This is a genomic window from Aeromonas sp. R2-1, from assembly GCF_040908425.1.
GTDB classification, from domain to species: Bacteria; Pseudomonadota; Gammaproteobacteria; order Enterobacterales; family Aeromonadaceae; genus Aeromonas; species Aeromonas caviae.
Genome location: NZ_JBFODR010000034.1, coordinates 14,741 through 40,243 on the forward strand (window position 1 = coordinate 14,741; position 25,503 = coordinate 40,243).

26 protein-coding genes and 1 tRNA gene are annotated in these 25,503 nt (G+C 61.6%); 13 read left to right on the top strand and 14 right to left on the bottom strand.

The window, feature by feature from the left end; genetic code table 11:
* Positions 1 to 25: 25 nt before the first annotated feature.
* The 4 genes from AB5Y80_RS12405 to lolB all read right to left on the bottom strand — a co-directional run bounded on the left by AB5Y80_RS12405 (position 26) and on the right by lolB (position 2,723).
* Complete coding sequence (locus tag AB5Y80_RS12405) at positions 26 to 973, bottom strand: ribose-phosphate pyrophosphokinase (RefSeq protein ID WP_010673845.1); 948 nt, start codon at positions 971 to 973, stop codon at positions 26 to 28.
* A 239-nt stretch (positions 974 to 1,212) separates the two neighbouring features.
* Positions 1,213 to 1,287 (bottom strand) — tRNA-Gln (locus AB5Y80_RS12410).
* Positions 1,267 to 2,145, bottom strand: a complete 879-nt coding sequence (gene ispE / locus AB5Y80_RS12415) for a 4-(cytidine 5'-diphospho)-2-C-methyl-D-erythritol kinase (RefSeq protein ID WP_368173024.1) — start codon at positions 2,143 to 2,145, stop codon at positions 1,267 to 1,269. Before ispE ends, AB5Y80_RS12410 begins: the two co-directional genes overlap by 21 nt.
* A complete protein-coding gene (gene lolB / locus AB5Y80_RS12420; RefSeq protein ID WP_039039599.1) occupies positions 2,145 to 2,723 on the bottom strand; it encodes a lipoprotein insertase outer membrane protein LolB in 579 nt (192 codons plus the stop codon). The genes ispE and lolB overlap by 1 nt, the downstream gene beginning before the upstream one ends.
* A 125-nt stretch (positions 2,724 to 2,848) precedes the next feature.
* Here lolB and hemA point away from each other — a divergent pair, with 125 nt between their 5' ends.
* The 7 genes from hemA (at position 2,849) to AB5Y80_RS12455 (ending at position 9,757) form a co-directional block, all read left to right on the top strand.
* Entirely contained in the window at positions 2,849 to 4,108 is a 1,260-nt protein-coding gene (hemA, locus tag AB5Y80_RS12425) for a glutamyl-tRNA reductase (protein WP_223955661.1), read from the top strand.
* Positions 4,109 to 4,158: 50 nt separating this feature from the next.
* Positions 4,159 to 5,247, top strand: a complete 1,089-nt coding sequence (gene prfA / locus AB5Y80_RS12430) for a peptide chain release factor 1 (protein ID WP_039039601.1) — start codon at positions 4,159 to 4,161, stop codon at positions 5,245 to 5,247.
* Complete coding sequence (prmC, locus tag AB5Y80_RS12435; protein WP_039039602.1) at positions 5,247 to 6,080, top strand: peptide chain release factor N(5)-glutamine methyltransferase; 834 nt, start codon at positions 5,247 to 5,249, stop codon at positions 6,078 to 6,080. Before prfA ends, prmC begins: the two co-directional genes overlap by 1 nt.
* 42 nt (positions 6,081 to 6,122) lie before the next feature.
* Positions 6,123 to 6,506: a SirB2 family protein gene (locus AB5Y80_RS12440; protein WP_039039603.1), complete on the top strand. Its 384-nt coding sequence runs from the start codon at positions 6,123 to 6,125 to the stop codon at positions 6,504 to 6,506.
* A gap of 11 nt (positions 6,507 to 6,517) precedes the next feature.
* Entirely contained in the window at positions 6,518 to 7,318 is an 801-nt protein-coding gene (locus tag AB5Y80_RS12445; RefSeq protein ID WP_042015581.1) for a SirB1 family protein, read from the top strand.
* An 11-nt stretch (positions 7,319 to 7,329) separates the two neighbouring features.
* The gene (gene kdsA / locus AB5Y80_RS12450) at positions 7,330 to 8,184 is read left to right on the top strand and encodes a 3-deoxy-8-phosphooctulonate synthase (RefSeq protein WP_048207171.1); all 855 of its coding nucleotides are present in this window, start codon (positions 7,330 to 7,332) and stop codon (positions 8,182 to 8,184) included.
* Positions 8,185 to 8,473: 289 nt separating this feature from the next.
* Positions 8,474 to 9,757, top strand: a complete 1,284-nt coding sequence (locus AB5Y80_RS12455) for a dicarboxylate/amino acid:cation symporter (RefSeq protein ID WP_041212586.1) — start codon at positions 8,474 to 8,476, stop codon at positions 9,755 to 9,757.
* A gap of 80 nt (positions 9,758 to 9,837) precedes the next feature.
* Here AB5Y80_RS12455 and grcA read toward each other — a convergent pair whose 3' ends face one another.
* Positions 9,838 to 10,218, bottom strand: a complete 381-nt coding sequence (gene grcA, locus AB5Y80_RS12460; RefSeq protein ID WP_010673855.1) for an autonomous glycyl radical cofactor GrcA — start codon at positions 10,216 to 10,218, stop codon at positions 9,838 to 9,840.
* A gap of 614 nt (positions 10,219 to 10,832) precedes the next feature.
* Here grcA and ung point away from each other — a divergent pair.
* Together ung and AB5Y80_RS12470 are read left to right on the top strand one after the other, a co-directional pair.
* Positions 10,833 to 11,513, top strand: coding sequence for a uracil-DNA glycosylase (ung, locus tag AB5Y80_RS12465; protein WP_048207174.1), 681 nt, complete (start codon positions 10,833 to 10,835; stop codon positions 11,511 to 11,513).
* 160 nt (positions 11,514 to 11,673) lie between these two features.
* Positions 11,674 to 12,219, top strand: coding sequence for a hemerythrin domain-containing protein (locus AB5Y80_RS12470; RefSeq protein ID WP_041212588.1), 546 nt, complete (start codon positions 11,674 to 11,676; stop codon positions 12,217 to 12,219).
* Positions 12,220 to 12,315: 96 nt separating this feature from the next.
* On the opposite strand, the gene AB5Y80_RS12475 is transcribed toward AB5Y80_RS12470, so the two are convergent.
* Complete coding sequence (locus tag AB5Y80_RS12475) at positions 12,316 to 12,495, bottom strand: DUF3545 family protein (RefSeq protein ID WP_010673858.1); 180 nt, start codon at positions 12,493 to 12,495, stop codon at positions 12,316 to 12,318.
* 180 nt (positions 12,496 to 12,675) lie between these two features.
* A complete protein-coding gene (gene tal / locus AB5Y80_RS12480; protein ID WP_010673859.1) occupies positions 12,676 to 13,626 on the bottom strand; it encodes a transaldolase in 951 nt (316 codons plus the stop codon).
* Between the two features lie 725 nt (positions 13,627 to 14,351).
* Between tal and AB5Y80_RS12485 the strand changes: the two genes are divergently transcribed.
* The 4 genes from AB5Y80_RS12485 to yidZ all read left to right on the top strand — a co-directional run bounded on the left by AB5Y80_RS12485 (position 14,352) and on the right by yidZ (position 19,623).
* Positions 14,352 to 15,782 (top strand): sodium:alanine symporter family protein, encoded by a 1,431-nt coding sequence (locus tag AB5Y80_RS12485; protein ID WP_010673860.1) that lies wholly within the window; start codon positions 14,352 to 14,354, stop codon positions 15,780 to 15,782.
* Positions 15,783 to 15,961: 179 nt separating this feature from the next.
* Positions 15,962 to 17,113, top strand: a complete 1,152-nt coding sequence (gene blaMOX, locus AB5Y80_RS12490; protein ID WP_368173000.1) for a CMY-1/MOX family class C beta-lactamase — start codon at positions 15,962 to 15,964, stop codon at positions 17,111 to 17,113.
* 292 nt (positions 17,114 to 17,405) lie between these two features.
* On the top strand, positions 17,406 to 18,572 hold the full coding sequence (locus AB5Y80_RS12495) for an MdtL family multidrug efflux MFS transporter (protein WP_368173001.1): 1,167 nt from the start codon (positions 17,406 to 17,408) through the stop codon (positions 18,570 to 18,572).
* A gap of 10 nt (positions 18,573 to 18,582) precedes the next feature.
* Positions 18,583 to 19,623: an HTH-type transcriptional regulator YidZ gene (gene yidZ, locus AB5Y80_RS12500; RefSeq protein ID WP_183148794.1), complete on the top strand. Its 1,041-nt coding sequence runs from the start codon at positions 18,583 to 18,585 to the stop codon at positions 19,621 to 19,623.
* Here yidZ and ruvX read toward each other — a convergent pair.
* The 7 genes from ruvX to metK all read right to left on the bottom strand — a co-directional run bounded on the left by ruvX (position 19,620) and on the right by metK (position 25,322).
* A complete protein-coding gene (gene ruvX, locus AB5Y80_RS12505; RefSeq protein WP_010673863.1) occupies positions 19,620 to 20,042 on the bottom strand; it encodes a Holliday junction resolvase RuvX in 423 nt (140 codons plus the stop codon). The genes yidZ and ruvX overlap by 4 nt on opposite strands.
* Before the next feature lie 111 nt (positions 20,043 to 20,153).
* On the bottom strand, positions 20,154 to 20,708 hold the full coding sequence (locus AB5Y80_RS12510; protein WP_010673864.1) for a YqgE/AlgH family protein: 555 nt from the start codon (positions 20,706 to 20,708) through the stop codon (positions 20,154 to 20,156).
* A 154-nt stretch (positions 20,709 to 20,862) separates the two neighbouring features.
* On the bottom strand, positions 20,863 to 21,813 hold the full coding sequence (gene gshB / locus AB5Y80_RS12515; protein ID WP_368173002.1) for a glutathione synthase: 951 nt from the start codon (positions 21,811 to 21,813) through the stop codon (positions 20,863 to 20,865).
* A 123-nt stretch (positions 21,814 to 21,936) separates the two neighbouring features.
* A complete protein-coding gene (rsmE, locus tag AB5Y80_RS12520; protein ID WP_041212593.1) occupies positions 21,937 to 22,668 on the bottom strand; it encodes a 16S rRNA (uracil(1498)-N(3))-methyltransferase in 732 nt (243 codons plus the stop codon).
* 129 nt (positions 22,669 to 22,797) lie between these two features.
* Entirely contained in the window at positions 22,798 to 23,490 is a 693-nt protein-coding gene (locus AB5Y80_RS12525) for an endonuclease (protein ID WP_039040144.1), read from the bottom strand.
* 73 nt (positions 23,491 to 23,563) lie between these two features.
* Positions 23,564 to 24,103 carry a SprT family zinc-dependent metalloprotease gene (locus AB5Y80_RS12530; RefSeq protein ID WP_323902393.1) on the bottom strand — a complete coding sequence of 180 codons (540 nt, stop codon included), beginning with the start codon at positions 24,101 to 24,103 and terminating at the stop codon, positions 23,564 to 23,566.
* 67 nt (positions 24,104 to 24,170) lie between these two features.
* Positions 24,171 to 25,322 (bottom strand): methionine adenosyltransferase, encoded by a 1,152-nt coding sequence (metK, locus tag AB5Y80_RS12535; protein ID WP_010673869.1) that lies wholly within the window; start codon positions 25,320 to 25,322, stop codon positions 24,171 to 24,173.
* Positions 25,323 to 25,503: the final 181 nt, after the last annotated feature.

A 25,503-nucleotide genomic window follows, 5' to 3' on the forward strand; every position in this document is an offset into this window, starting at 1 on the left:
GCGGTTTTTGTCACGACAGGGTCTATCAATGCTCGAACATGGCAGAGATGGATTCTTCGTTGCTGATGCGGCGAATCGCTTCGGCCAGCACGGAGGAGAGGGTCAGCTGCTTGACCTTGCCGACTGCCTTCATCTCCGGGGTGAGCGGGATGGAGTCGGTGATGATCAGCTCGTCGATGACCGAATTCTTGATGTTTTCAACGGCTGTGCCGGAGAAGACAGGGTGGGTCGCATAGGCGAACACGCGCTTGGCACCACGCTCTTTCAGCGCTTCGGCCGCTTTGCACAGGGTGCCGCCGGTGTCGATCATGTCGTCGACGATGACGCAGTCACGACCGGCTACGTCGCCGATCAGGTGCATGACCTGGGAGACGTTCGGACGGGGACGACGCTTGTCGATGATGGCGATGTCGGTGTCGTCCAGCAGCTTGGCGATGGCACGGGCACGGACCACGCCACCGATGTCCGGTGACACGACCACGGGGGATTCGAGGTTCTTGGCCTTCATGTCTTCCAGCAGCACCGGGCTGCCGAACACGTTGTCGACGGGGACGTCGAAGAAGCCCTGGATCTGCTCGGCATGCAGGTCAACGGTCAGCACACGGTCCACACCCACGCTGGAGAGGAAGTCGGCGACGACCTTGGCGGTGATGGGCACACGGGCGGAGCGGACGCGGCGGTCCTGACGGGCATAACCAAAGTAGGGAATAACGGCAGTGATACGGCCAGCTGAAGCACGACGCAGTGCATCCACCATGACGATCAATTCCATCAAATTGTCGTTGGTCGGGGCACAGGTGGATTGAATGATGAAGATATCGCCACCGCGTACATTCTCGTTGATCTGTACGCTGATCTCGCCGTCGCTAAAGCGACCTACGGCAGCATTGCCGAGTTTGATAAACAGGCGATCTGCGATCTTCTGGGCTAGTTCCGGCGTTGCGTTACCAGCAAACAGCTTCATGTCAGGCACGGTTTGAAACCTCGGGGTTGCATCCAGTATGTGGGGAGTCTGATTTTAGACCCGTATCGTTTGGGGGCAAACGATTTAGCAAGATGACGGACAAGGTCTCTGGGAGATGTCGAGGATGGCGTCTCATCACCCGCAGGGTGGGTGGACGGGAATCCACCTTGAGCGCCATCGCGTCAGATTGGCCCAAGACACATCGACGAGGTCAACACCTCCCGATGCGGCCTCAACAAGGAGAGAGTTGGCTGGGGTACTAGGATTCGAACCTAGGAATGGCGAGATCAAAACCCGCTGCCTTACCGCTTGGCGATACCCCAATCACTCACTTGTTGCAAAGTGACGAAGAGTGGTGATATGTTCTCGCCCTTGGCGACAAACCCATCCCAGCCTTCCGGCACTTTTGCCAACACCTTCCGAGCAGCCATTTCGTCTTCAAATCGAGCAAAGACGCAGGCGCCAGTGCCCGTCATTCTTGACGGCGCGTATTCTAGCAACCAGCCGAGCGCATTGGCAACCTCGGGGTGGCGCTTTTTCACCAGCAGTTCGCAATCGTTTTTCCACTCTCCTGCCAGCAGATTGTCCAAGGTCATCTTGGGGGTGTTGCGGGGCAGGTCGGGATCCTGGAACACGGCGGCGGTGGCCACATGGCAATCGGGCTTGAGTACCAGGTACCAGGCATCCGGCACCTCGATCTGTTGCAACCGCTCCCCCACACCCTCTGCGAAGGCGGCCTTGCCCCGCACGAATACCGGCACGTCGGCGCCCAGCTGCACGCCGAGCTCGGCCAGCTCGTCTTCACTCAAGCCGGCTTGCCAGAGGTGGTTCAGGGCCACGAGGGTGGTGGCCGCGTCCGACGAGCCGCCCCCGATGCCACCGCCCATGGGCAGTACCTTCTCCAGCCGGATATGGGCTCCCTGCGGACTGGCCAACCGGCTCTGCAACAGTCGCGCAGCCCGGATGATGAGGTTTTGTTCATCGGGCACGCCGGGAATGGCCGGGCTCAAGGTGAGCTGGTCGCTGCCGGGGATCGGCTCGAATTCGAGCCAGTCGCCGTGGTTGAGAAAGATGAAGAGGGTCTGCAGTTCGTGGTAGCCATCGGGGCGGCGGCCGTTGACGTGCAGGAAGAGGTTGAGCTTGGCCGGGGCGGGCCAGCGGATCGGCGCCTGGTCGTGCATCATGGTGCCAGGGTCCATTCGTTGATCTGCAGCTTGAGACGGCTCTCCTGCCCGGTCATGGTGAGCAGGTGGGGCAGGCGATAGCCGTCCTGATCCCGATAGTCCCCGTAGACGATCTGCCACTGGCCGTCGCGCACGCTGGCGAGGCTGGCATCGGGGTTGAGCTCGAATTCGGCCTGCCCCGGCAATCCCTTGATCCACTCAGGCAGCCCGGCCACCGGAATGTGCCAGCCGGTGAGCTGATAGACCAGGAGCTCGGCATCCTGGCTCTGGTGCTGTTTTCCGTCGTTGTCGAGCAGAGTCACCTCGCCGCCGGTGCGGGAGAGTTCCAGAATATGGGTGCCGATGAGGCTGGTGAGGTTGAGGCGATAGTCGTCGCCGTTTTGCTGCCAGTTGAGGCGAGCGCTGCCCTTCTGGCGGGCGGTGATGATGGCCATTTTGCCCGACAACTGCCAGTGTGTGAGGCGTTCGAGGCGGGCGCGCTCCTGCTGCCAGTTGACCTGATCCCGCTGGGGTTGGGTGGTGGTACAGCCCGCCAGCACCAGCAGGCAGGCGAGGGAGAAGATACGCAACAACAAGGTGGAGCTCCGCAGATGAGGTTTGCGACAGTATAAGGGGCGGCCGTATTGCTTTTAAAGACTTACCCTTTCTCGTACAATTGTCGGCCTCTACACCCTGTGCATGAAACGATCATCACCCACCCATGAGTCTGTTTGCCCTCGGAATCAACCACAACACCGCCAGTGTCGCCTTGCGGGAGCGGGTCGCCTTTGGCCCGGACCGCATCGATCGCGCCCTGCGTGAGCTGGTGGAGCAGCCTGGCGTCAGCGAGGCGGTGATTGTCTCCACCTGCAACCGCACCGAGCTCTATTGCAGCCTGGAGCAGGGGCAGGGGGAGCAGGTGCTGAACTGGTTGCAGCGGTTCCACGGGCTGGAGGCGAGCGAGGTGCTCTCCGCCATCTACCGGCACCAGGACGAGGAAGCGGTGCGACACCTGATGCGGGTGGCCTGCGGCCTCGACTCCCTGGTGCTCGGGGAGCCGCAGATCCTGGGGCAGATCAAGCAATCCTACGCCCACGCCCAGCAGGCGGATGCGGTGAAAGGATCCCTGGAGCGCCTGTTCCAGAAATCCTTCTCGGTGGCCAAACGGGTGCGCACCGACACCGAGATCGGCGCCAGCGCGGTGTCGGTGGCCTTCGCCGCCGTGAGCCTGGCCCGCCGTATCTTCTCCGATCTCTCCCAGACCAAGGTGCTGCTGGTGGGCGCCGGCGAAACCATCGAACTGGTGGCCCGCCACCTGCGCGAGCAGAGCGTGACCCGGATGATGGTGGCGAACCGGACCCTGCAACGGGCCCAGTTGCTGGCAGAGGAGTTCGGTGCCCAGGTAATGACGCTCGAAGAGATCCCGGACTACCTGCACGAGGCGGACATCGTCATCAGCTCCACGGCAAGCCCCCTGCCCATCATCGGCAAGGGCATGGTGGAGCGGGCGCTCAAGGCGCGTCGTTTCAAGCCCATGTTCCTGGTGGACATCGCCGTGCCCCGCGACATCGAAGCCGAGGTGGACGAGCTCTCCGATGCCTATCTCTACACGGTGGACGATCTGCAGGGCATCATCGAGCAGAACCTGGAGACCCGCAAGCGGGCGGCCGCCGAGGCGGAACTCATCGTGCAGGAAGAGCGCGACGAGTTCATGGGCTGGTATCGCAGCCAGCACTCGGTGGATCTCATTCGTGATTATCGCCATCAGTCACAGCAGGTCGCCGACGAAGAGTTGCAGCGGGCCCTGCTGGCCCTGCAACAGGGTGAAAATGCCGAGCAGGCGCTCAAGGCCATGGCCCATCGCCTCACCAACAAGCTGATCCACGCACCGACCCAGGCCCTGCGCCAGGCCGCCGCCCAGGGGGACAGTCACAAACTGGCCCAACTGCGTCAGGTGCTGGGATTGTCACAAGAATCATAGTGTTGGGACGGCCCTTTGCCGTCCCGTCCTCCATCGAGAATCCAAGAGTCATGAACCCCTCATTGATCAGAAAGCTGGAAGGCCTCATCGAGCGCCATGAAGAAGTACAGGCCCTGCTCGGGGAGCCCGGGGTCGCCTCGGATCAGGACAGATACCGCGCCCTGACCCGGGAATACGCCCAGCTGGAAGATATCGTTCACGCCTTCCAGCGTTTCCGCCAGGCCGAAGAGAACCTCGACACCACCCGGCTGATGCTGGAGGAAGAGGATGCCGAGCTGCGGGAGATGGCGCAGGAGGAACTGCCGCTCGCCAAGGCGACCTTCGAGGAGCAGGAGCAGGCGCTTCAGGTGATGCTGTTGCCGCGCGACCCCAAGGATGACAACAACTGCTATCTGGAGATCCGCGCCGGTGCCGGTGGCGACGAGGCGGCCATTTTCGCGGGGGATCTGTTCCGCATGTACTCCCGCTACGCCGAGCGTCAGGGGTGGCGTGTCTCCATCGTCAGCTGCAATGACGGCGAACACGGCGGCTACAAGGAGGTGATCGCCAAGGTGGACGGCGAGCACGTCTACGGCCGCCTCAAGTTCGAGTCCGGCGGCCACCGGGTGCAGCGAGTCCCCGAGACCGAATCCCAGGGCCGGGTGCACACGTCCGCCTGTACCGTGGCCGTGCTGCCGGAAGTGCCGGAAGCCGAGCAGGTGGAGATCAACCCCTCCGAGCTGAAGATCGACACCTTCCGCGCCTCCGGTGCCGGCGGCCAGCACGTCAACAAGACCGACTCCGCCATCCGCATCACCCACCTGCCCACCGGGCTGGTGGTGGAGTGCCAGGACGAGCGCTCCCAGCACAAGAATCGCGCCAAGGCGATGTCGGTGCTCTCCGCCCGCCTGCAGGCGGCCGAGGACGAACGCCACCGCGCCGCCGAGCAGAGTACCCGCCGCAACCTGGTGGGCTCCGGGGATCGCTCCGAGCGCATCCGCACTTACAACTATCCCCAGGGGCGTCTCTCCGAGCACCGGATCAACCTCACCCTGTATCGTCTGGGCGACATCCTGGAAGGGGATCTGGACTGCGTGATCACCCCCCTGGTGCAGGAGTATCAGGCGGATCAGCTCGCCTCCCTGGCCGAGAGCAACTGATGCAGATCCAGCAGGCCCGTGCCCATATCATGGCGACCCTGGCCTCTGGGGAATCCCCCCGTGCCGACGCCGATGCCCTGCTCTGTCATCTGCTGGATTGCCGGCGCAGCTATCTGATGACCTGGCCGGAGCACGAGCTCGATGCCGCCCAGCAGGCGACCCTGGCGGGCTGGCTTGCCCGTCGCCTCAATGGTGAGCCCATTGCCCACCTCATCGGTGAGCGGGAGTTCTGGTCGCTGCCGCTGAAAGTGAGCCCGGCCACCCTGATCCCGCGCCCCGATACCGAGGTGCTGGTGGAACAGGCGCTGGCCCGCCTGCCGGGCGGCCCCTGCGCCCTGCTGGATCTGGGCACGGGCACCGGTGCCATCGCCCTTGCGCTCAAGTCTGAGCGACCGGATGCCGATGTATGGGCGGTGGACAGGATGCCGGCCGCGGCCGCGTTGGCCCGCACCAACAGCGCCGCCCTGGGGTTGCCCATCGAGGTGCGCGACGGCAGCTGGTTTGCGCCGCTCTCGGATGCACCGCGCTTTGCGATGATCGTCTCCAACCCGCCTTACATCGACGGGACGGATCCCCATCTTCACGAGGGGGACGTGCGCTTCGAGCCGCGCTCCGCCCTGGTGGCGGAGGAGCAGGGGCTGGCGGATATCCGCCTCATCGTCACCCAGGCGCCCGCCCATCTGGTGCCAGGTGGCTGGCTGTTGCTGGAACACGGCTGGGATCAGGGGGAGGCGGTGCGTCAACTCCTGCTGCAACAAGGCTACGTCCAGGTGGAAACCGTGCGCGATTACGGCGATAACGAGCGGGTGACCCTGGGGCGCCTGGCTCAGTGATATGACGGGCGGGCCCGGTCTGCCCCTGTTCAAGGAAATCTTATGTATGTTGTTCTCAAGCATCTGCACCTCACCCTGATTGCCGGGGCCGTGCTGATGTTTATCCTGCGCTTTTACTGGTTGCAGACCGGCTCCGCGCTGGCAGGGGGCGCCCGCACCCTCAAGATCAGCGGCTGGCTCAACGGCCTGGTGGTGCTCTCCGGTGTGCTGCTCTGCATGGTGCTGGGTCTCAACCCCCTCAACAACGCCATTCCCTGGCTGGCCGAGAAGCTGACGTCCATCCTGGTGGTGGCGTTTCTGGCCATGATGGCGCTGCGTCTGGCCCGCAGCAACGGCATCCGCTGGTTTGCCTTCCTGGGCGCACTGGGGTGGATCTTCTTTATCGCCAAGCTTGCGGTGCAAAAGCAGGCCAGCCTGTTCGGCTAGGAAGGATGACGATGATACGTGTGGATGAGTGGACCGACTTCGAGGCTCACGATCTGGCCGAGCTGGCGCTGTCGGTGAGCGACGAGATCCGGGGCCATGGCGGCACGGGAGAGGCCGAGCTTGCCCTCCTCGATGCCTGGCTGGACGAAACGATTGCCGAGGGAGACTGCGACGAGGTGCGCCGTCAGCTGTTGCAGGGTTTCTACCAGACCCTGGGCTTTCGTGGCGACTGGCAGGATTACTTCTCGTCCGCCAACTGCGATCTGGACCAGGTGCTGGCAAGGCGCAAGGGGATCCCGGTCAGTCTCGGCATCCTCCTCATCCAGCTGGGTCGCAAGATAGGGCTGGATGTGGAGGGGATCTGCTTCCCCGGCCATTTCCTCCTGAGTTTTGCCGGTCTGGACGGGGAGGTCTATGTGGACCCCTTCAACGGTGATGAACTGAGCCGGCACCGCATCGAACTGCTGCTGCGCGGTGCCCTCGGCAACCTGGCTAGTCTGAGCGATGATCATCTGCAGCCATCGGGGCAGTGGGAGATCATCGAGCGCTTGCTCAATGTCAGCAAGGGCGCCCTGCTGCGCGAGGAGCGCATGACGGAGGCGTTGCGCTGCAGCGAGCTGCTGCTGCGCATGAAGCCCGGCGATCCGCTGGAGACGCGGGATCGGGGCTTCATCTATGAGCAACTCGATTGCCCGCGCTTTGCCGCCGACGATTTCGAATACTTTATTGAACAATGCCCTGATGATCCCGTGGCCGATGTGCTGAAAACCCAGCTGGCCACCCTGGACCTCAGTCCCAAACCCCTCCATTAAGGATCCCTGAGATGGAACAGAAGAATATCAAGGTCAACCAGATCGACGTCGCCAACGACAAACCTTTCGTGCTGTTCGGCGGCATGAACGTGCTGGAATCCCGCGACATGGCGATGGCGGTGTGCGAGAAGTACGTGGAAGTGACCAGCAAGCTCGGCATCCCGTTCGTGTTCAAGGCGAGCTGGGACAAGGCCAACCGCTCCTCCATCCACTCCTATCGCGGTCCGGGTCTGGAAGAGGGGATGAAGATCTTCCAGGAGCTGAAAGCGACCTTCGGCATGCCGGTGATCTCCGATCTGCATGAGCCCCATCAGGCCAAACCGGTCGCCGAGGTGGTCGACGTCATCCAGCTGCCCGCCTTCCTGGCGCGCCAGACCGATCTGGTGGAGGCCATGGCCCGCACCGGCAACGTCATCAACATCAAGAAGCCGCAATTCCTGAGCCCAAGCCAGATGAAGAACATCACCGACAAGTTCGAGGAGTGTGGCAACGATCGCCTGATCCTCTGCGAGCGCGGTGCCAACTTCGGCTATGACAACCTGGTGGTGGACATGCTGGGCCTGGGCGTCATGAAGAAGAGCACCGGCGGCTATCCGGTCATCTTTGACGTCACCCACTCCCTGCAGTGCCGTGATCCCCTGGGAGCGGCCTCCGGCGGTCGCCGCGAGCAGGTGACCGAGCTGGCTCGTGCCGGTATGGCGGTGGGCCTGGCCGGTCTCTTTATCGAGTCCCACCCGGATCCTAAAATTGCCCGCTGCGACGGCCCGAGCGCCCTGCCGCTGGAGAAGCTGGAAGGCTTCCTCAAGCAGATGAAGGCCATCGACGATCTCGTCAAGAGCTTCGAGCCCCTCGATACCTCCGCCTGATCGCGATTTTTACTATCAAAAATGCCCCGCCATGCGGGGCATTTTTATTTCCGTCATTTTCATTTGGTGCTCTTCGGCGTCCATTGCGACCATGTTTCTGTGGTGTTAATGATGTTAAATATGTTGTGTGATTGATGTCTCTTATTTGCTTCTTATGACATGCAAAAGTAGCGACCGTCAGGATGGCAAAAAGGTATGAAGCGGGTGAGATAACCCTATTTCTCGCCGCAGACTGCTGCATGCGTTATTTGCTGTCAGTGGAGTCACACTTATTAACAGGACGTTGAGCATGCACAAGAAAATTGTCAGTAGCCTCTATTTTCAGGTGATATTGGCAATCACCATCGGAATATGTCTGGGACATGTCTATCCGAGTCTGGGCGCAGATATGAAACCCCTTGGTGATGGCTTCGTTAAATTAATCAAGATGATCATCGCCCCCGTCATTTTTTGTACCGTGGTCACCGGCATTGCCGGCATGGAAAGCATGAAGGCGGTGGGCAAAACCGGTGCCATTGCGCTGATCTATTTTGAAGTGGTGAGCACCCTGGCCCTGATCATCGGTCTGTGCGTGGTCAACGTGCTGCAGCCCGGGGCCGGTATGAATGTGGATCCCTCCTCACTCGACGCCAGCGCCATCTCCGTCTATGCGGATCAGGCCCAGTCCCAGGGGATAATTCCCTTCCTGCTGGATGTGATACCGGCCAGCGTCATCGGTGCCTTTGCCGGCGGCAATATACTCCAGGTGTTGCTGTTTGCCGTCCTGTTCGGATTTTCCCTGCATCATATCGGGGAGAAGGGAAAACCCATCTTCAATATCATCGATGGTTTCTCTCAGGTTATTTTCGGCATCATCAACATGATCATGAAACTGGCGCCGATCGGGGCATTTGGTGCCATGGCATTCACCATAGGGAAATACGGTATTGGTTCTTTGGTGCAGCTGGGGCAATTAATTGCTAGCTTCTATCTGACCTGCCTGCTGTTTATTTTTCTGGTGCTCGGCAGTATCGCCAAAGCCAATGGCTTCAGCATTGTGCGCTTTATTGCCTATATCCGGGAAGAGCTGTTGATCGTGCTCGGAACATCCTCGTCGGAATCCGTATTGCCGCGCATGCTGGTGAAAATGGAGGCACTGGGCTGCAAGAAATCGGTGGTGGGTCTGGTGATCCCGACCGGTTACTCATTCAACCTGGACGGCACCTCCATCTATCTGACCATGGCAGCCGTCTTCATCGCCCAGGCGACCAACACCCCGCTGGACCTGTTTCATCAGCTCACCCTGCTGGTGGTGCTGCTTATCTCCTCCAAGGGGGCGGCCGGAGTCACGGGGAGTGGCTTCATCGTGCTGGCAGCCACCATCTCGGCGGTAGGGCATCTGCCGCTGGCCGGGCTGGCGCTGATCCTCGGGATTGATCGCTTCATGTCGGAGGCGCGCGCCCTGACCAACCTCATCGGCAACGGGGTGGCGACCCTGGTGGTGGCCCGTTACTGCGATCAGCTCGACGAGGCCACCATGCAGGACGCCCTGGCGAAACCCGTGGTGGCAAGGCCGGTGGACCTGCGAAGCTGACCCAGGTTCCGGCGGCGATCATCACCCATGAAAAAACGGCCCGAGGGGGCCGTTTTTTTAATCTCTTTACGCAGGGCGCCTTACAGGCTCTGGGTGAAGGTGCGGGTGACCACGTCACGCTGCTGCTCCGGGGTCAGGGCGTTGAAACGCACGGCGTAACCGGAGACGCGGATGGTGAGCTGCGGGTATTTTTCCGGGTTGGCGATGGCGTCTTCCAGGGTTTCGCGGCGCAGTACGTTGACGTTCAGGTGCTGACCCCCTTCGACCACAGGCTCTTGCTGAACCGGCAGTTCACGGTATTCGAATTGACCCAGGTCGGAGAGGCTGACTTCCTGATCGGCGGCAAAGCTGTCGCCCTTGGCGCAGATGCAGCGAGCCTGTTGTTTCTCTTCGTCCAGCAGCCAGAAAGAGTTCAGCAGAGCGGCGTTGGCGGACTGGGTGATTTGGATGCCCTTGATCATGGTATGACTCCTCATAGGAAAGCGGATTCAACGGTAAGCACATTACCCTGATGTTTTTAAACCACCTCTTGGAAGGAATGATTTAACGGGGCCTTGCCTTACACCTTTACTTCGTTGGGGCCATATATACCACGACGGTAATATTACGAAAATTGATCCAAATCAATAAAATCCCATTTTGCGTGCATTGAAAGGGATTAAATCATTGAGTTGAATCAAAAACAGATCATTTTTCTGTTTTTGTAAGATATATGAATTATGCATTTTTTATTATTCATATCTAGTAATTTAACTACACCTTTAGGGTTTATTGCTGGCGTCAGCGAAAACCGGCCTGCCCATGAGGCCTGTCCGAAGGACGCCCTGTTATTCCTGTGTCGACGCAGCCTCGGTCATGGCCCGTGAACGCCGCCGCCACTTCCCAGGCTGGCAAGGCTGAGCCTGACCTCCATGCGGTTGCGTCTTGGGGGCGAGGACCCTATCCTGAGCCCCTTGCTCTATTGACCGAGGAGATAGCGGTGCCAAGCTGGACAGAAGGCGGGGAGTGGGGAGAGGGAGAGGCTGGCATGCCAGCCAGGATGGAAGGAGTGGATTCGCAACGAGAGGAGACGGGTGTGCTGACCTGGAAAGATGTGATTGGTTCGGAGAAAGAGCAGGCGTATTTCATGGACACCCTGGCCACCGTCAGGGCCGAGCGGGAGGCGGGCAAGGTGATCTATCCCCCGGCGACCGAGGTATTCAATGCCTTCAAACTGACCGAGCTGGATGACGTCAAGGTGGTGATTCTGGGGCAGGATCCCTATCACGGCCCGGACCAGGCGCACGGCCTCTGCTTCTCCGTCTTGCCCGGAGTGCGCACGCCGCCGTCCCTCGTCAACATCTACAAGGAGATGCAGCGGGATCTGCCGGGTTTTGTCACGCCCCATCACGGCTTTCTGGAGTCCTGGGCCAGACAGGGAGTGCTGCTGCTCAATACGGTGCTGACGGTACAGGCGGGCATGGCGCACTCTCACGCCCACCTGGGGTGGGAGACCTTTACCGATCGGGTCATCGAGCGGATCAATGCCCATTGCCAGGGCGTCGTCTTCCTGCTGTGGGGCGCTCATGCCCAGAAGAAAGGGCGCTTCATCGACCGGTCGCGCCACCATGTGCTGAGCGCCCCCCATCCCAGCCCGCTCTCTGCCCATCGCGGTTTCATCGGTTGCGGCCACTTCTCCGAGGCCAATCGCCTGCTGGTCCAGCAGGGACGCAGTCCCATCGACTGGCTCTCGGTCTGCGCCGATCCGGCGGCCTGACGCCGTGCATGCACAGGGGAAATGGTGTCCCCTGTGCCCCCTGTGGTGAGAGGCTGGTGCAGCCGCTGTCTGCATCCGACTTGATTGAGTGCAAAGTTCAGGCAATAAATGACCGTATACTCGAGACAGACGTTTTCTCATTTCAGTGCAAGGAGTGCCCATGTTATCCAGTCTGCATAAGGACCATCTCAACATCACCCGGTTGCTGACGCTGCTCAAGCAAAAGCTGGCGGCCATTCGCAATGAGCAGCCGGTGAGCTACTTCCTGCTGCGGGATGTGGTGGATTATCTGCGCGAGGTATCCGACAAGTACCACCACCCGAAGGAAGACATGATTTATGACTACTACCTGAAATACAGGGTGGTGGAGGGGGAGGTGGCCAACCGGCTGCACGAGGAGCACGCCCGTCTGCTGGATGCAGGGACCGAGCTCAAGGAGATGGTGGAGATGATCCTGATGGACGCGGTCATCCCGCTGGATCAGTTCGTGGCCCGTCTGGAGCAGTTCATCGAGCAGCAGGAGGCGCACATGAACTATGAGGAAGGGGTCATCTTCCCCCATCTGCGCGACTCCCTGACCGAGGATGACTGGCGTCATCTCGAACAGCTCTGGCAGAACCGGGCCATCAATGATCCCCTGTTCGGGGCGGAGGTGAGCCAGCACTTCCAGGCGCTGGCCAAACAGCTCTCGCTGCCTGCAGCCTGACAGGAGGTTCACCCATAAAAACAGCGCCCCGGTCAATCCGGGGCGCTGTTTTTATGGCTCCACTCGCTGGAGTGAAACATGGGCGACGTGGGCGTATCAGAGCTCCAGGTCGTCCGATCCTTCATAGGCGATGTCGATGGCCTGCAGCTCCTTTTGCAGGCGGTGCTTGTCTTTAAGCGCCTCAATCTCACGCCATTTGCGTTTTTTTCCCGTTGTCCCGCGGCTACGTGAACCCAGCTCAACGACCTCGTCAAAATCGAAGTTGAACATGTCCATGGCTCCCTCCTTGGTTTTATGGTTTTCACCATCCGTATAACACGACGCCTTTGAAAATAAAACGTTTTTATGACGAAGTTGTGACAACCGGAAACAGGCACAAAAAAACCGGGCTGCCCTTTCGGGAGCCCGGTATTTGCGGCGCCACTTCGCTCTGTGAGAGCCGTGTGGCGAGCGGCCTTACAGGTGGCTTGCCAGCATGGTTTCCAGCTTGCCCTGGTCGATGGCGAACAGGCGGATGCCTTCCCCCAGTTTCTCGACGGCCATGGCGTCCTGGTTCAGCTCCCAGCGGAATTCGGCTTCGGTCATCGGGGCCGGTTTGGCTGTGCGCTCGCCGGTGTAGTCCAGCTTGCGCACCACGGTGCCTTCGGCCTTGCTCAGCTCTTCCAGCAAAGCGGGGCCAATGGTCAGTCGGTCGCAGCCGGCCAGTTCCAGGATTTCGCCGGTGTTGCGGAAGCTCGCGCCCATGACCACGGTCGGGTAGTCGTGCTGCTTGTAGTAGTTGTAGATGGCGGTGACGGAGACCACGCCCGGATCTTCACTGGCGGTGTAGTCACGGCCGTTCTTGGCCTTGTACCAGTCGAGGATGCGGCCCACGAACGGGGAGATGAGGAAGGCGCCGGCTTCGGCACAGGCGCGGGCCTGGGCGAAGGAGAACAGCAGGGTCAGGTTGCACTGGATACCCTCTTTCTCCAGCACCTCGGCGGCACGGATCCCTTCCCAGGTGGAGGCCAGCTTGATCAGGATGCGATCATTGCTGATACCGGCTTCGTTGTAGAGGCGGATCAGCTTGCGGGCCTTGGCGATGCTGGCGTCGGTGTCGAAGGAGAGGCGGGCGTCCACTTCGGTGGAGATGCGACCCGGGACGATTTTCAGCACTTCCAGGCCGATGTTGACCGCCAGCTTGTCGCCTGCGTCGATGATTTGCTGTGCCTTGTCCTGGCTCTGGGATTTGGCCCAGGCAATGGCGTCCTGGATCAGGGCTGCGTACTCGGGGATCTCGGAGGCCTTGAGTACCAGAGAGGGGTTGGTGGTGGCATCGATGGGCTGGTAGCGCTTGATGGCTTCGATGTCGCCGGTATCGGCAACCACTGTGGTCAGGGCTTTCAGCTGAGTCAATTTATCGGCCATGGCAAATATCATCTCTTTATGAGGGAGCAATCCCAGGGTGGCGGGCATGAGACGGCAGTTCTGAAATTAAATTACAAGATCCCGGCGGCTCAGGCTCAGAAAGGGGCGATGGGCAGGCCCCATCGTCATTGCCTGCCTAATTAATACGGATGTGGCGCATCCTGCAATAGGGGGGCTTGTATGCGAATCAGCCAGGTGGTGAAAGCGGTACCGGCTGTCTGGTGAAAGTGTTTGATAAAAAACGAGTTTTATTCATGGTGTGGCGGCTGGCTCCGACATGGAAAAGCGCAATTATTTTGGTGGATTCATGAATTTGTGCGGGAGGTCACATAAATAGTTCTGTCAGCTACTTGAAATTTAATTACGTGTAAAACGTTTTGCGTTACAACCCCTTGCCGATGAGGCATGAGAGGCAAACGCTTGTCTCCCTGGTTCTGTTTCACTCAGCGGTTTTTACCCCCATGGGGTGAGTTGTAAAATGGTTCTCTATTGGATCTAATTTGTAAGGGCGCTGGGTAGCGCATCAATTTTTGTTGATTTATTGCGTGCTAAATGAAGCTTTTTTGCATCAAATTGCTCGTTTTTTGTCTCCCCAGTGAGCCCTGTCACTATTCTGAATTCCCTCCCTATGCTAGATTCCGCCCCTTCGGCGCAATGCTGGTTCGGAAATTGACAGAGAGCGGTCAGCGCAGACTGGCCATGGATGTGATAACAACGAGAGAATTATGGACACCTTGATTGCAATGATTAACGACCTGATGTGGGGAGCCGTGCTCATTTACCTGCTGATCGGGGTCGGTATCTTCTTTACCTTCCGTCTGGGCTTTATCCAGATCCGCCACTTCGGCCACATGTTCTCGGTCCTGCGCAACAGTCGCAAATCCGACAGCGCCGGCATCTCCTCCTTCCAGGCTCTGTGTACCAGCCTGGCGGCACGCGTCGGGACGGGCAATCTGGCCGGTGTGGCCGTCGCCATCTATCTGGGTGGCCCTGGCGCCGTCTTCTGGATGTGGCTGATCGCCTTCATCGGCATGGCCACCGCCTTCGTGGAGAGCACCCTGGCCCAGCTCTACAAGGTCAAGGATGAGGATGGTAACTACCGGGGCGGTCCCGCCTACTACATGGAGCGCGGCCTCGGCATGCGCTGGATGGGGGTGGTCTTCTCCCTCTGCCTGCTGCTGGCCTTCGGTCTGGTGTTCAACGCGGTGCAGGCCAACTCCATCAGCCTGGCCATGAACGTCGCCTTCGGCATCCCTGACTGGGTGAGCGGTCTGGCCCTGGTGGTGCTCTCCGGCCTCATCATCTTCGGCGGCATCCGCGGCATCGCCCGTTTCGCCGAGCTGGTGGTGCCCTTCATGGCGCTCGCCTACATCCTGATGGCGCTGTTCGTGGTGGCCATGAACATCAGCGAGCTGCCCGGCGTGCTGGCCCTGATCATCAAGTCTGCGTTCGGCATCGAGCAGGCGGGTTCCGGCGCCATGGGCTATGCCATCTCCCAGGCGATGATCAACGGCATCAAGCGAGGCCTCTTCTCCAACGAGGCGGGCATGGGCTCTGCCCCCAATGCTGCCGCCACCGCCACCCCCTATCCGCCGCACCCGGCCTCCCAGGGTTATGTGCAGATGCTGGGGGTCTTCCTCGATACCATCGTCATCTGTACCTGTACTGCCGCCATCATCCTGATGTCCGGCCAGTTCGAGCCGGGCTCCGGTGTGACCGGTGTCGAGCTGACCCAGCGTGCGCTCTCCTCCCAGGTGGGCGGCGGTGGCAACATCTTCATCGCAGCGGCCATCTTCTTCTTCGCCTTCACCTCCATCGTGGCGAACTACTCCTATGCGGAGACCAACCTGGTGTTCCTCGAGCACAACCACAAGGGCGGCCTGATGCTGTTCCGGATGTTCGTGCTGGGCATGGTGATGTTCGGCTCCGTGGGCGAGCTGCCGACCGTGTGGGCTCTGGCGGATGTCTCCATGGGGCTGATGGCCATCGTCAACCTGGTGGCCATCCTGCTGCTCTCCGGCGTCGCCATCAAGCTGGCCAAGGACTACAACGACCAGCTCAAGCTGGGCCGCGTGCCGACCTTCGATGCCAACAAGTACCCCGAGCTGCGCAGTCAGCTGGAAGAGGGGATCTGGGACAACCCGGGCAAGAAATAAGCCCGTGTTGCAAGGTGATTGAAGGGGAGCCATGGCTCCCCTTTTTCATGGGTAAAAAGAGGGGGTGGCTTCACACAGACTTCACAGAGCCTCATCGGCAGCACACCTCGCGGGACTATGCTGGGCTCATCACTCGCCGCCATGGCGATACCTTGCTAACGACAGTCAGGAGACATGCAATGCAACAACGACAATCCATCCTGTGGGGCGCTCTGGCCACCCTGATGTGGGCCGGTCTGGCTCATGCCGGTGACAAGGCGGCGACCGATCCCCTGCGCCCCGTGGTGGATGCCAGCATCCGGCCGCTGCTCAAGGAGCACAGGATCCCGGGCATGGCGGTGGCCGTGCTCAAGGATGGCAAGGCCCACTATTTCAACTACGGTGTGGCCGATCGGGAGCGCGCGGTCGGTGTCAGCGAGCAGACCCTGTTCGAGATAGGCTCCGTGAGCAAGACCCTGACCGCGACGCTGGGGGCCTACGCCGTGGTGCAGGGGGGCTTCGAGCTCGATGACAAGGCGAGTCTGTTCGCCCCCTGGCTCAAGGGATCCGCCTTTGACAACATCACCATGTGGGAGCTGGCTACCTACAGCGCGGGCGGCTTGCCGCTGCAATTCCCCGAGGAGGTGGATTCGCTCGAGAAGATGCAGGCCTACTACCGCCAGTGGACCCCAGCCTACTCGCCGGGTTCCCATCGCCAGTACGCCAACCCCAGCATCGGGCTCTTTGGCTATCTGGCGGCGAGCAGCATGAAGCAGCCGTTCGATCGCCTGATGGAGCAGACGATCCTGCCGGGGCTTGGCCTGTACCATACCTACCTCACTGTGCCCGAGCAGGCCATGGGGCACTACGCCTACGGCTACTCGAAGGAGGACAAGCCGATCCGCGTCACTCCCGGCATGCTGGCGGACGAGGCCTACGGCATCAAGACCAGCTCGGCGGATCTGCTGCGCTTTGTGAAGGCGAACATCAGCGGGGTGGATAATGCGGCCATGCAGCAGGCCATCGACCTGACTCACCAGGGCCAGTATGCGGTGGGGGAGATGACCCAGGGGCTGGGCTGGGAGCGTTACGCCTATCCCGTCAGCGAGCAGACGCTGCTGGCGGGCAACTCCCCGGCGATGATTTACAATGCCAACCCGGCGGCGCCCGCGCCCGCTGCGGCAGGGCACCCTGTGCTCTTCAACAAGACCGGCTCGACCAACGGCTTCGGGGCCTATGTGGCCTTCGTGCCGGCCAAAGGGATCGGCATCGTCATGCTGGCCAATCGCAACTACCCCAACGAGGCACGCATCAAGGCTGCTCACGCCATCCTGACGCAACTGGCCAGGTAATGGTGCGCCTTCGCTGAGCATTGAGGGCACGTCGCATCGCGGCGTGCCCGTTACCTCGGACCCGCCCCCTCAAGGGCGACCTGGCAGGGGGCGGGTCGATGAACATGCCAGTCCGGGCCTCTCCTGCGGGAGATGTCCGGATTGGCATCCACCGAGTGCCATCTCGTCACTAGGCCCCGGCAGGCCGCCCGCTCTATAGTGCCCGGCATCTTCCTCTGCTTTTGCAGGATTGAGTTGTCAATCTCGCTGACAGCGCACCTGTGATGGTGAAACCTGCTGCTATGGAGCCTTCATGGGTATGTTTCTGCTGTGTACTTTTCTGATGATCATCCTCTATCCCCTCGGGATCGATCTCTATCTGGTGGCCGTGCCCCGCATTGCGCAAACCCTGCAGGGGAGCGAGGCGCAGATCCACACCGCTTTTTCCATCTATCTGCTGGGCATGGCGGCTACCGTGCTGCCGGGGGGCATGCTGGCGGATCGCCATGGCAGGCGCCCCGTGGTACTGGGGGGCACCCTCATCTTCGTGGTCGCCTCCCTGGTGGCGGCGGAGGCAACCGGCATCGCCCAGTTTTATCTGGGGCGTTTCTGGCAAGGGGTGGGCGCTGGAGCGCTCTACATCATGACCTTCACCGTGCTGCGGGATGTGCTGAGCCATGCGCGCCTCGCGATGGCTCTCTCCCTCATCAACGGCGTGATCTGCGTCATTCCGGTGCTGGCTCCCGTACTCGGTTATCTCATCCTGTCGCACTTCGAGTGGCGCGGCATCTTCGTGGGCATGGCGCTGGTGGCCGCCATCAGCGCCCTGGTCAACCTGCGACTGCTCAAGGAGACCCGCCCCGCCCGCCAGCCTGCGGGGGCATCGCCGCTGGTCCTGCTGGGCACGGCCCCCTTCATGCAGCGCGCCTTGCTGACCAGCGCCAGCGTGACCGCCATCCTGGTCTATGTGAGCGTCTCGCCCCTCGTCCTGATGACCACGTTCGGCCTGTCTCCCGAGCAGTACACCCGGCTGATGATGGCGATGGCCGGGGTGAGCATGTCCGCTTCCTTCCTGACCCCCTTGCTGCTGCGCTGGTTCGGCAAGGCAAGGGTGCTGGCGCTCTCCCATCTCGCCTACCTGCTGGCTTTGCTCGCCCTGCTGTGCAGCAGCGGGCCCGAAGGCGGCCTGTCCTGGCTGCTGGCGGGATGTGCCCTGGTCTGCATCGGGTTTTCCTGCGGGTTCGGGGTGGCGATGGGGGAGGCGCTGGATGTGTGCGGGGATCAGGTGGCATCGGCCAGTGCCCTGCTCTGCATCATGCAGATAGGGTTGTCCGGGCTCTTCATCTGGGGGATGGGCCATCTGGGGATGCCTGCGCTCTGGATGCTGATCCTGGCACTCCTGCTGGCGCTGCTCGGTTACCTGGTGGTCAAGGTGCTGCTACCATGGCGTGCGGTACGGCGAGTACGGGTTCGGGGATAGGAGAGACGCGATGCGTAATCTGGGTGAACTCGATTTGAACCTGCTGGTGGTCTTCAGGCACCTGATGCAGGAGCGCAGCGTGGCGGGGGCGGCCAAGAAGCTGTGTGTCACCCCGTCGGCGGTGAGCAAGGCGCTTGGCAAGCTGCGGGACTGGTTCGGGGATCCCCTCTTCGTGCGCGTGCGCCAGGGTTTGCAGCCGACCAATCTCTCCCTGACCCTGGCGGAGGAGCTCAAGACCTGGTTCCAGCTCACCGAGAGCATCAGCACCCTCAACAGCGAGGCGATCCCCGAGGGGGCCCGCTTCAGTCTGGTGATGGAGTCCCCCTTCGGCATCAGCTTCCTGAGCGAGCTGCCCACGACCATCTACCAGAAGTACCCCCACTCCGTGGTCAGGATGCTGGGCTGGGATCACCACTCCCTCAACGACATCGTCAACGGGGAGGCGGATCTCGGCTTCTGCGCCCGGGAGACCCACGGCCGCTCCCATGCCAGGGTCAACCGGCTGCCCTATTACATCGATCACGAGGTGCTGTTCTGCGATCGTCCCGTGGTGTTCCTGCGCAAGGATCACCCCTTGCTCGGGCAGACGTGGTCGCTGACCCGCTTTCTGGCCTGCCCCCAGGTGAGCGTGGTGTGGGAGGCCAGCGACAGCTGGGCACTGGATGATCTGCTGGAGGACGAAGGCCACAGGCGGCAGGTGCCCATCATGGTGGCGAGCTTCGAGCAGGCGCTGCATATCGCCGCCCAAAAGAGCCACGAGCTGATCGCCGTGGTGCCTTCATATTGCGCGGACTATGCCGCCAGACATCACCCCGACCTCATCCCCATGCCGTTGCCGCTGGAAGAGTCCCTCTATGCCCAGCTGGAGATCGCCTTCATCCTGCTGTGGCACAAGCGCCACAATCAGGATGCCAAGGTGATGTGGTTGCGGGGGGAGATCCGGCGGCTCTATGGCCTGGCCGCGGCGGGGATGACGCGTTTTGCCTGGGGCGGGCCCATGGAGAGCGGGGCGGTGAAAGAGAAGCAAGGGGGAGGAGGCTCCCCGGTTTAGTCGTACTGCTCTTCCATCCAGGCTTCGACGATGAGCTGGGCGGAGACGCCGTCCACACTCCCCTTGTCCAGCGCCTTGTAGCCGCCACGTTCAAACAGGCGGGCGCGGGCATCCGTGGTGGTGAGCCGCTCGTCCTTGAACTCCACCGGCTTGCCGAAGCGACCGTGCAGGCGATTGCCGAACTTGCGAGCCCGCACCGTGATCTCCTGGTCCGTGCCATCCATGTTGAGGGGCAGACCGACGATCAGCAGATCCGGTTGCCACTCCTTGATCAGCTTCTCTATCTCGTCCCAGTTGGGGATGCCGTCGTTGGCCTTGAGGGAGCGAAGGGGGCGGGCGCTGCCCGTGAGCTCCTGGCCGATGGCGACACCGATGCTCTTGGTGCCGTAGTCAAAGCCCATGATGCTGCGTGATGACATGGGGTCTCCTCGAAATGGATGGATAAATGAAGGGGGAAGACCCCTCCCTGTCTCCCCCTGCTCGTGGGGGAGGTGAGCGTGCCGCCTCCCCCGGAGGGGAGGTCCGGGGTGTCAGCTATGGCCCACCTGGCTGGAGAGGTGCAGGGGGTTGACCCCAATGCTCGCGGCGGCTTGCTGCCAGCGCAGGTGGATGGGGGTATCGAAGACCAGCTTGGGATTGGGGGGGATCACCAGCCAGGCGCCATCCACCAGCTCCTGCTCGAGCTGGCCTGCACTCCAGCCGGCGTAACCGAGCGCCACCAGCCAGTGGTCCGGCGCCTCGTCGGTGCCCAGGGTCTCCAGGATGTCCTTGGAGGTGGTGACCATCATCTCGTCGCTCACCTGCAGGGTGGAGTTGAAGCCCGGGCGGAAGCTGTGCAACACGAAGCCGCGATCCCCGTGCACCGGGCCCCCCTGCAACACCGGCTGTTTCATCTCGGCGGTGGCGGGGGGATTGAGGTTGAGCTTGGTCAGCATGGCGTCCAGGGACATGTCAACCGGAATGTTGACCACCAGTCCCATGGCGCCTTCGCTGCTGTGTTCGCACAGATAGACCAGGGAGCGCTGGAAATAGGCGTCCGTGAGGCTCGGCATGGCGAGCAGAAAGTGATTTTGCAGTGTTTGCATGGAGCGTATGTATCTCTAAGCGTGCAAAGGTATTTGGGGTGATTATGGCAGTTGATGGCGGCGGGCAAAACCGCTTTTTGCCGGCAGGAGGGCGGTAGTCAAAGGGGCCCTCACGGCCCCTTGTGTGTGTGTCCTCGCCGCAGCAACGAAGGGGTCAGCGGCCCAGTCGGCGATCGATGGTGTCCATCAGCATGCCGGTGATGGAGACGTCGAAAGCCGCCTCAATCTCGCGGATGCAGGTCGGGCTGGTGACGTTAATCTCGGTCAGGCGATCGCCGATGATGTCGAGGCCGACGAAGATGAGCCCCTTCTCTTTCAGGGTCGGGCCTACCGCGCGGGCGATGGCCCAGTCCGCTTCACTCAAAGGGCGCGCCTCACCACGGCCGCCGGCCGCCAGGTTGCCACGGGTCTCACCCTGGGCCGGAATGCGGGCCAGGCAGTAAGGTACCGGCTCGCCGTCTACCACCAGCACTCGCTTGTCGCCATCCTTGATGGCGGGCAGATAGGTCTGCGCCATGCAGTACTGGCTACCGTGGGCGGTCAGGGTTTCGATGATGACGCCGACGTTGGCGTCATCCTCCTTCATGCGGAAGATGGAGGCGCCGCCCATGCCGTCGAGCGGCTTGAGGATGACGTCCTTGTGCTTGGCGTGGAAAGCCCGCAGCTTGTCGGCTCTGCGAGTGACGAGTGTGGTCGGGGTGTGCTCGGCAAACCAGGCGGTGTAGAGCTTTTCGTTAGCGTCGCGCAGGCTCTGGGGCTTGTTGACGATGAGGCAACCCTCATCCTCGGCTCGCTCCAGCATGTAGGTGGCGTAGATGAACTCGGTGTCGAAGGGGGGATCCTTGCGCATCAGGATCACGTCCAGGCTGGAGAGCGGCTGATCCACCACCTCGCCCAGGCTATACCAGTCGGCATAGTCATATTTGACGGTGAGCGGACGCATGGTACCGAAGGCGCGACCGGCCTCCATGTAGAGATCCTTCATCTCCAGATAGAACAGCTCGTAGCCGCGCTTTTGCGCCTCTTCGAGCATGGCGAAGCTGGAGTCCTTCTTGATGTTGATGGCCGAGATGGGGTCCATCACGATGCCGAGTTTAATGGTCATCCGAGTTTCCTTCCTAATGGCTCGATTGGATGTGATGACCCCCTCCCTGCCTCCCCCTTCACAAGGGGGAGGGGCCTGTTGCTCCCTCCCCTGCGAAGGGGAGGGCCGGGGTGGGGTCGGCTGTCAGGCCAGATCGCCAAAGCGGCACTGAAGCGCAGTAATCGCCGTCAGGGCGGCGGTTTCGGTGCGCAGCACCCGCGGCCCCAGCAGCATCTCCTTGAAATCTTCCTGCACGGTACGGGCGATCTCGTCGCCGGACAAGCCCCCTTCCGGGCCGATCAGCAGGCGCACGCCGTGCTCGGGGATGGGCAGGGTGTTGATGCTGTAAGGGGCGCGCGGGTGCAGGTTGAGCTTGAGCTCCTGAGTCTCTTCCGCCAGCCAGGCGTCGAGCTCCATCGGCATGCGCACCTCGGGCACGGTATTGCGGCCGCACTGCTCGCAGGCACTGATCACCACCTTCTGCCACTGCTCGCGCTTTTTCTCCAGCCGATCGGCGGGCAGCTTGACGCCGCAGCGCTCGGAGAAGAGGGGCGTGATGCAGGTGACGCCGAGCTCCACGGATTTCTGGATGGTGAAGTCCATCTTGTCGCCGCGGCTGATCACCTGACCCAGGTGGATGGCCAGCGGTGACTCCACCGAGCGGGTCTCGCAACTGTCGATGGTCACCTCAACGGACTTCTTGCCCACACTGGTGATGGTGGCGGGGTACTGGTGGCCGTCGCCGTTGAACAGCTCGAGCTGCTGGCCCGGCTGCATGCGCAGCACGCGGCCGATGTGATTGGCACCGTCTTCCGACAGGGCGAGGGTCTGGCCAACCTGCAGGCTGGCCGGTTCATAGATACGTGGAATGCGCATGGCTGATAGTCAGTCTCTTGCTTGGAAACCCTTCAATACCCTACTGCACGGCGGCGAGCAAGGCTCGCGAGACAGAGAGTGAAGGGATTCAGGAGGAGGGGGACGCTCCCCCTCCCTGGTCAAATGGGGTTACTGGCACTGCTTTTCAATGAAGGGATTGGTATTGCCCTGCAGCTTGCCGATACGGCGGTTGCGCTCGCACTCCCAGCGATCAGCCGGATACTGCCTGTCCCAGGCTTCGTAAAGCTTGCGCTGCTGGGCCGCCAGACGCAGTCCGTACTGCTGGCTCATGTAGAGGTAGGCGCGGGCGATCTGGCCACGCACCGGCCCCTTGGGCGGCTGCACCTGGCGCTCCTTGAAGTCCACCAGCATCTGGCACTTGCCGTATTGGTTCGGTTTGCCGTTCCAGTCGCTGAAGCGGAAGTTCGCCCGATCGCCGTTCACCTCGCCGATGGCAGGGAAGAGGTTGTGCATGTCTCCCTCCATCCTGTTGAACTCGTCGCTCTTGCCGCAATTCTTGCGACCTCCGTCCTGCCAGCACTGGAGCTGGTGGCCGAACTCCCAGGCGGGCACCACGTGCTCCCATTCGATGCGGGAGGCCCGCTCGGCCTGTTTGCGCGGCAGGTAGCCGCAGCTCTCCCAGTCGGGGGCCATCTTCTTGCCGCTGAACTTGATGTTGCAGCCGCAGTAGAAGGTGACGGGGTGGCTCTGGTAGAGCTTGTTCAGATCCTGCTTGGCGGCGCGAAAGGTCTGGATGTTGTCGGCATGGGCCGGGGCGCTGACCAGCAGGGCCAGGCAGAGGGAGAGCAGAGGGCGAAACATGAATATCCTTGGCAATGAGACAGTTGAATGAAGTAAGCGCGCACCCTATCACAGGAGCGCGACACGGGGTGACTCAATCCGCCGTCGTGTCGCGCTGCCACACCAGGGGGTGGCGACAGCGGCGGCAGTGATAGCGGGCCTCGCCGCGCATCACCTTGTTGTGGCGGCGCACCGAGAGGGGATGCTGCTGGCAGGCGCAGGCATACACGAAGGTGCGCTGGGCCAGCACCCCCAGATCGAAGCTGTGGGTGGTGCTGGGTTCGAGACCGAACAGCTCCCGCATCACCGACTGCCACTGGCGACCGTGGGGCAGTACCCGGCTCTTGCCACGCCCCTCTCCCCAGAGCGCATAGACCAGCAGGTGCGCCACCTCGTGGGGCACTACTTCCCTGAGAAACGCCTGCTGATTGGCCTGATAGAGCGCCGGATTGAAACGCAGCTCCCAGGTTTGCAGCCGCGCAGACCCTGCCGCCCGGCCCCGCATGTTGCAGTGGACTTGCGGGCGCGGGAAGGTGCGGCCAAGGCGCGTTTCAGCCTGCACAAAGCAGGCCTCGACGCGCGTGAGCAGCGTCTCGATGAGGGTGGGGTCAAGCCGGGTGGCAGTGGCAGGCATGGGATCCTCGGGATGGACACAAAAGCAAAAGGGGAGCCAGGCTCCCCTTTTATCACAACCTCGAGCCTTACAGGCCGGCGGCAGCGCGCAGCAGCTCGGCCTTGTCGGTCTTCTCCCAGGGGAACTCGTCGCGGCCGAAGTGGCCGTAAGCGGCGGTTGCCTGGTAGATAGGGCGCTTCAGATCCAGCATCTCGATGAGACCATAGGGGCGCAGCTCGAAGAACTCTCGCACCAGCTTGACCAGCAGGGCTTCGGCCACCTTGCCGGTGCCGAAGGTTTCGACGCTGATAGAGGTGGGCTCGGCCACGCCGATGGCGTAGGAGACCTGCACTTCACAGCGATCCGCGAGACCTGCGGCCACGATGTTCTTGGCCACGTAGCGGGCGGCGTAGGCGGCGGAGCGGTCCACCTTGGACGGATCCTTGCCGGAGAAGGCGCCACCACCGTGACGGGCCATGCCGCCGTAGGTGTCGACGATGATCTTGCGACCGGTCAGACCGCAGTCACCCATGGGGCCGCCGATGACGAAACGGCCGGTCGGGTTGATGAAGTACTTGGTGTCCTTGTTGATCCACTCGGCGGGCAGCACCGGCTTGATGATCTCTTCGCGCACCGCTTCCACCAGATCGCTGTGGCTGATGGAGTCGCAATGCTGGGTGGAGAGCACCACGGCATCGACACCCAGGATCTTGCCTGCGTCGTCGTAGGCGAAGGTCAGCTGGCTCTTGGCGTCCGGACGCAGCCACGGCAGGGTGCCGTTCTTGCGCACTTCTGCCTGACGCTTCACCAGCAGGTGGGAGTAGGTGATGGGCGCGGGCATCAGCACGTCGGTTTCGTTGGTGGCGTAGCCGAACATCAGGCCCTGGTCACCGGCACCTTGCTCCAGCGGGTCGGTACGGTCGACGCCCTGGTTGATGTCCGGAGACTGTTTGCCGATGGCGTTCAGCACGGCGCAGGAGTCGGCGTCGAAGCCCATGTCGGAGTGGGTGTAACCAATCTCGCGCACGGTGTCGCGCACGATCTGTTCGATGTCGACCCAGGCAGAGGTGGTCACTTCGCCGGCTACCATCACCATGCCGGTCTTGACCAGGGTTTCGCAGGCGACGCGCGCCTTGGTGTCCTGCTGCAGGATGGCGTCCAGCACCGCATCGGAGATCTGGTCGGCGATTTTATCGGGATGGCCTTCGGAGACCGACTCGGAAGTAAACAGCTTTGCCATGTTTGGTTCTCGATTCGTAAGGGTTATCGCCTTGGCCATAACCGGATAATGACAGGATGACTGTAGAGGTATCTACATCTGGACGTCTATTTTAAATAGGTCATCCGGTGATTGCCAGCACTATTTGGGGGTGGAGCCGCCCGGGGCGGGATGGGGAAGGGGTCTACCTCCATAGAGGTAG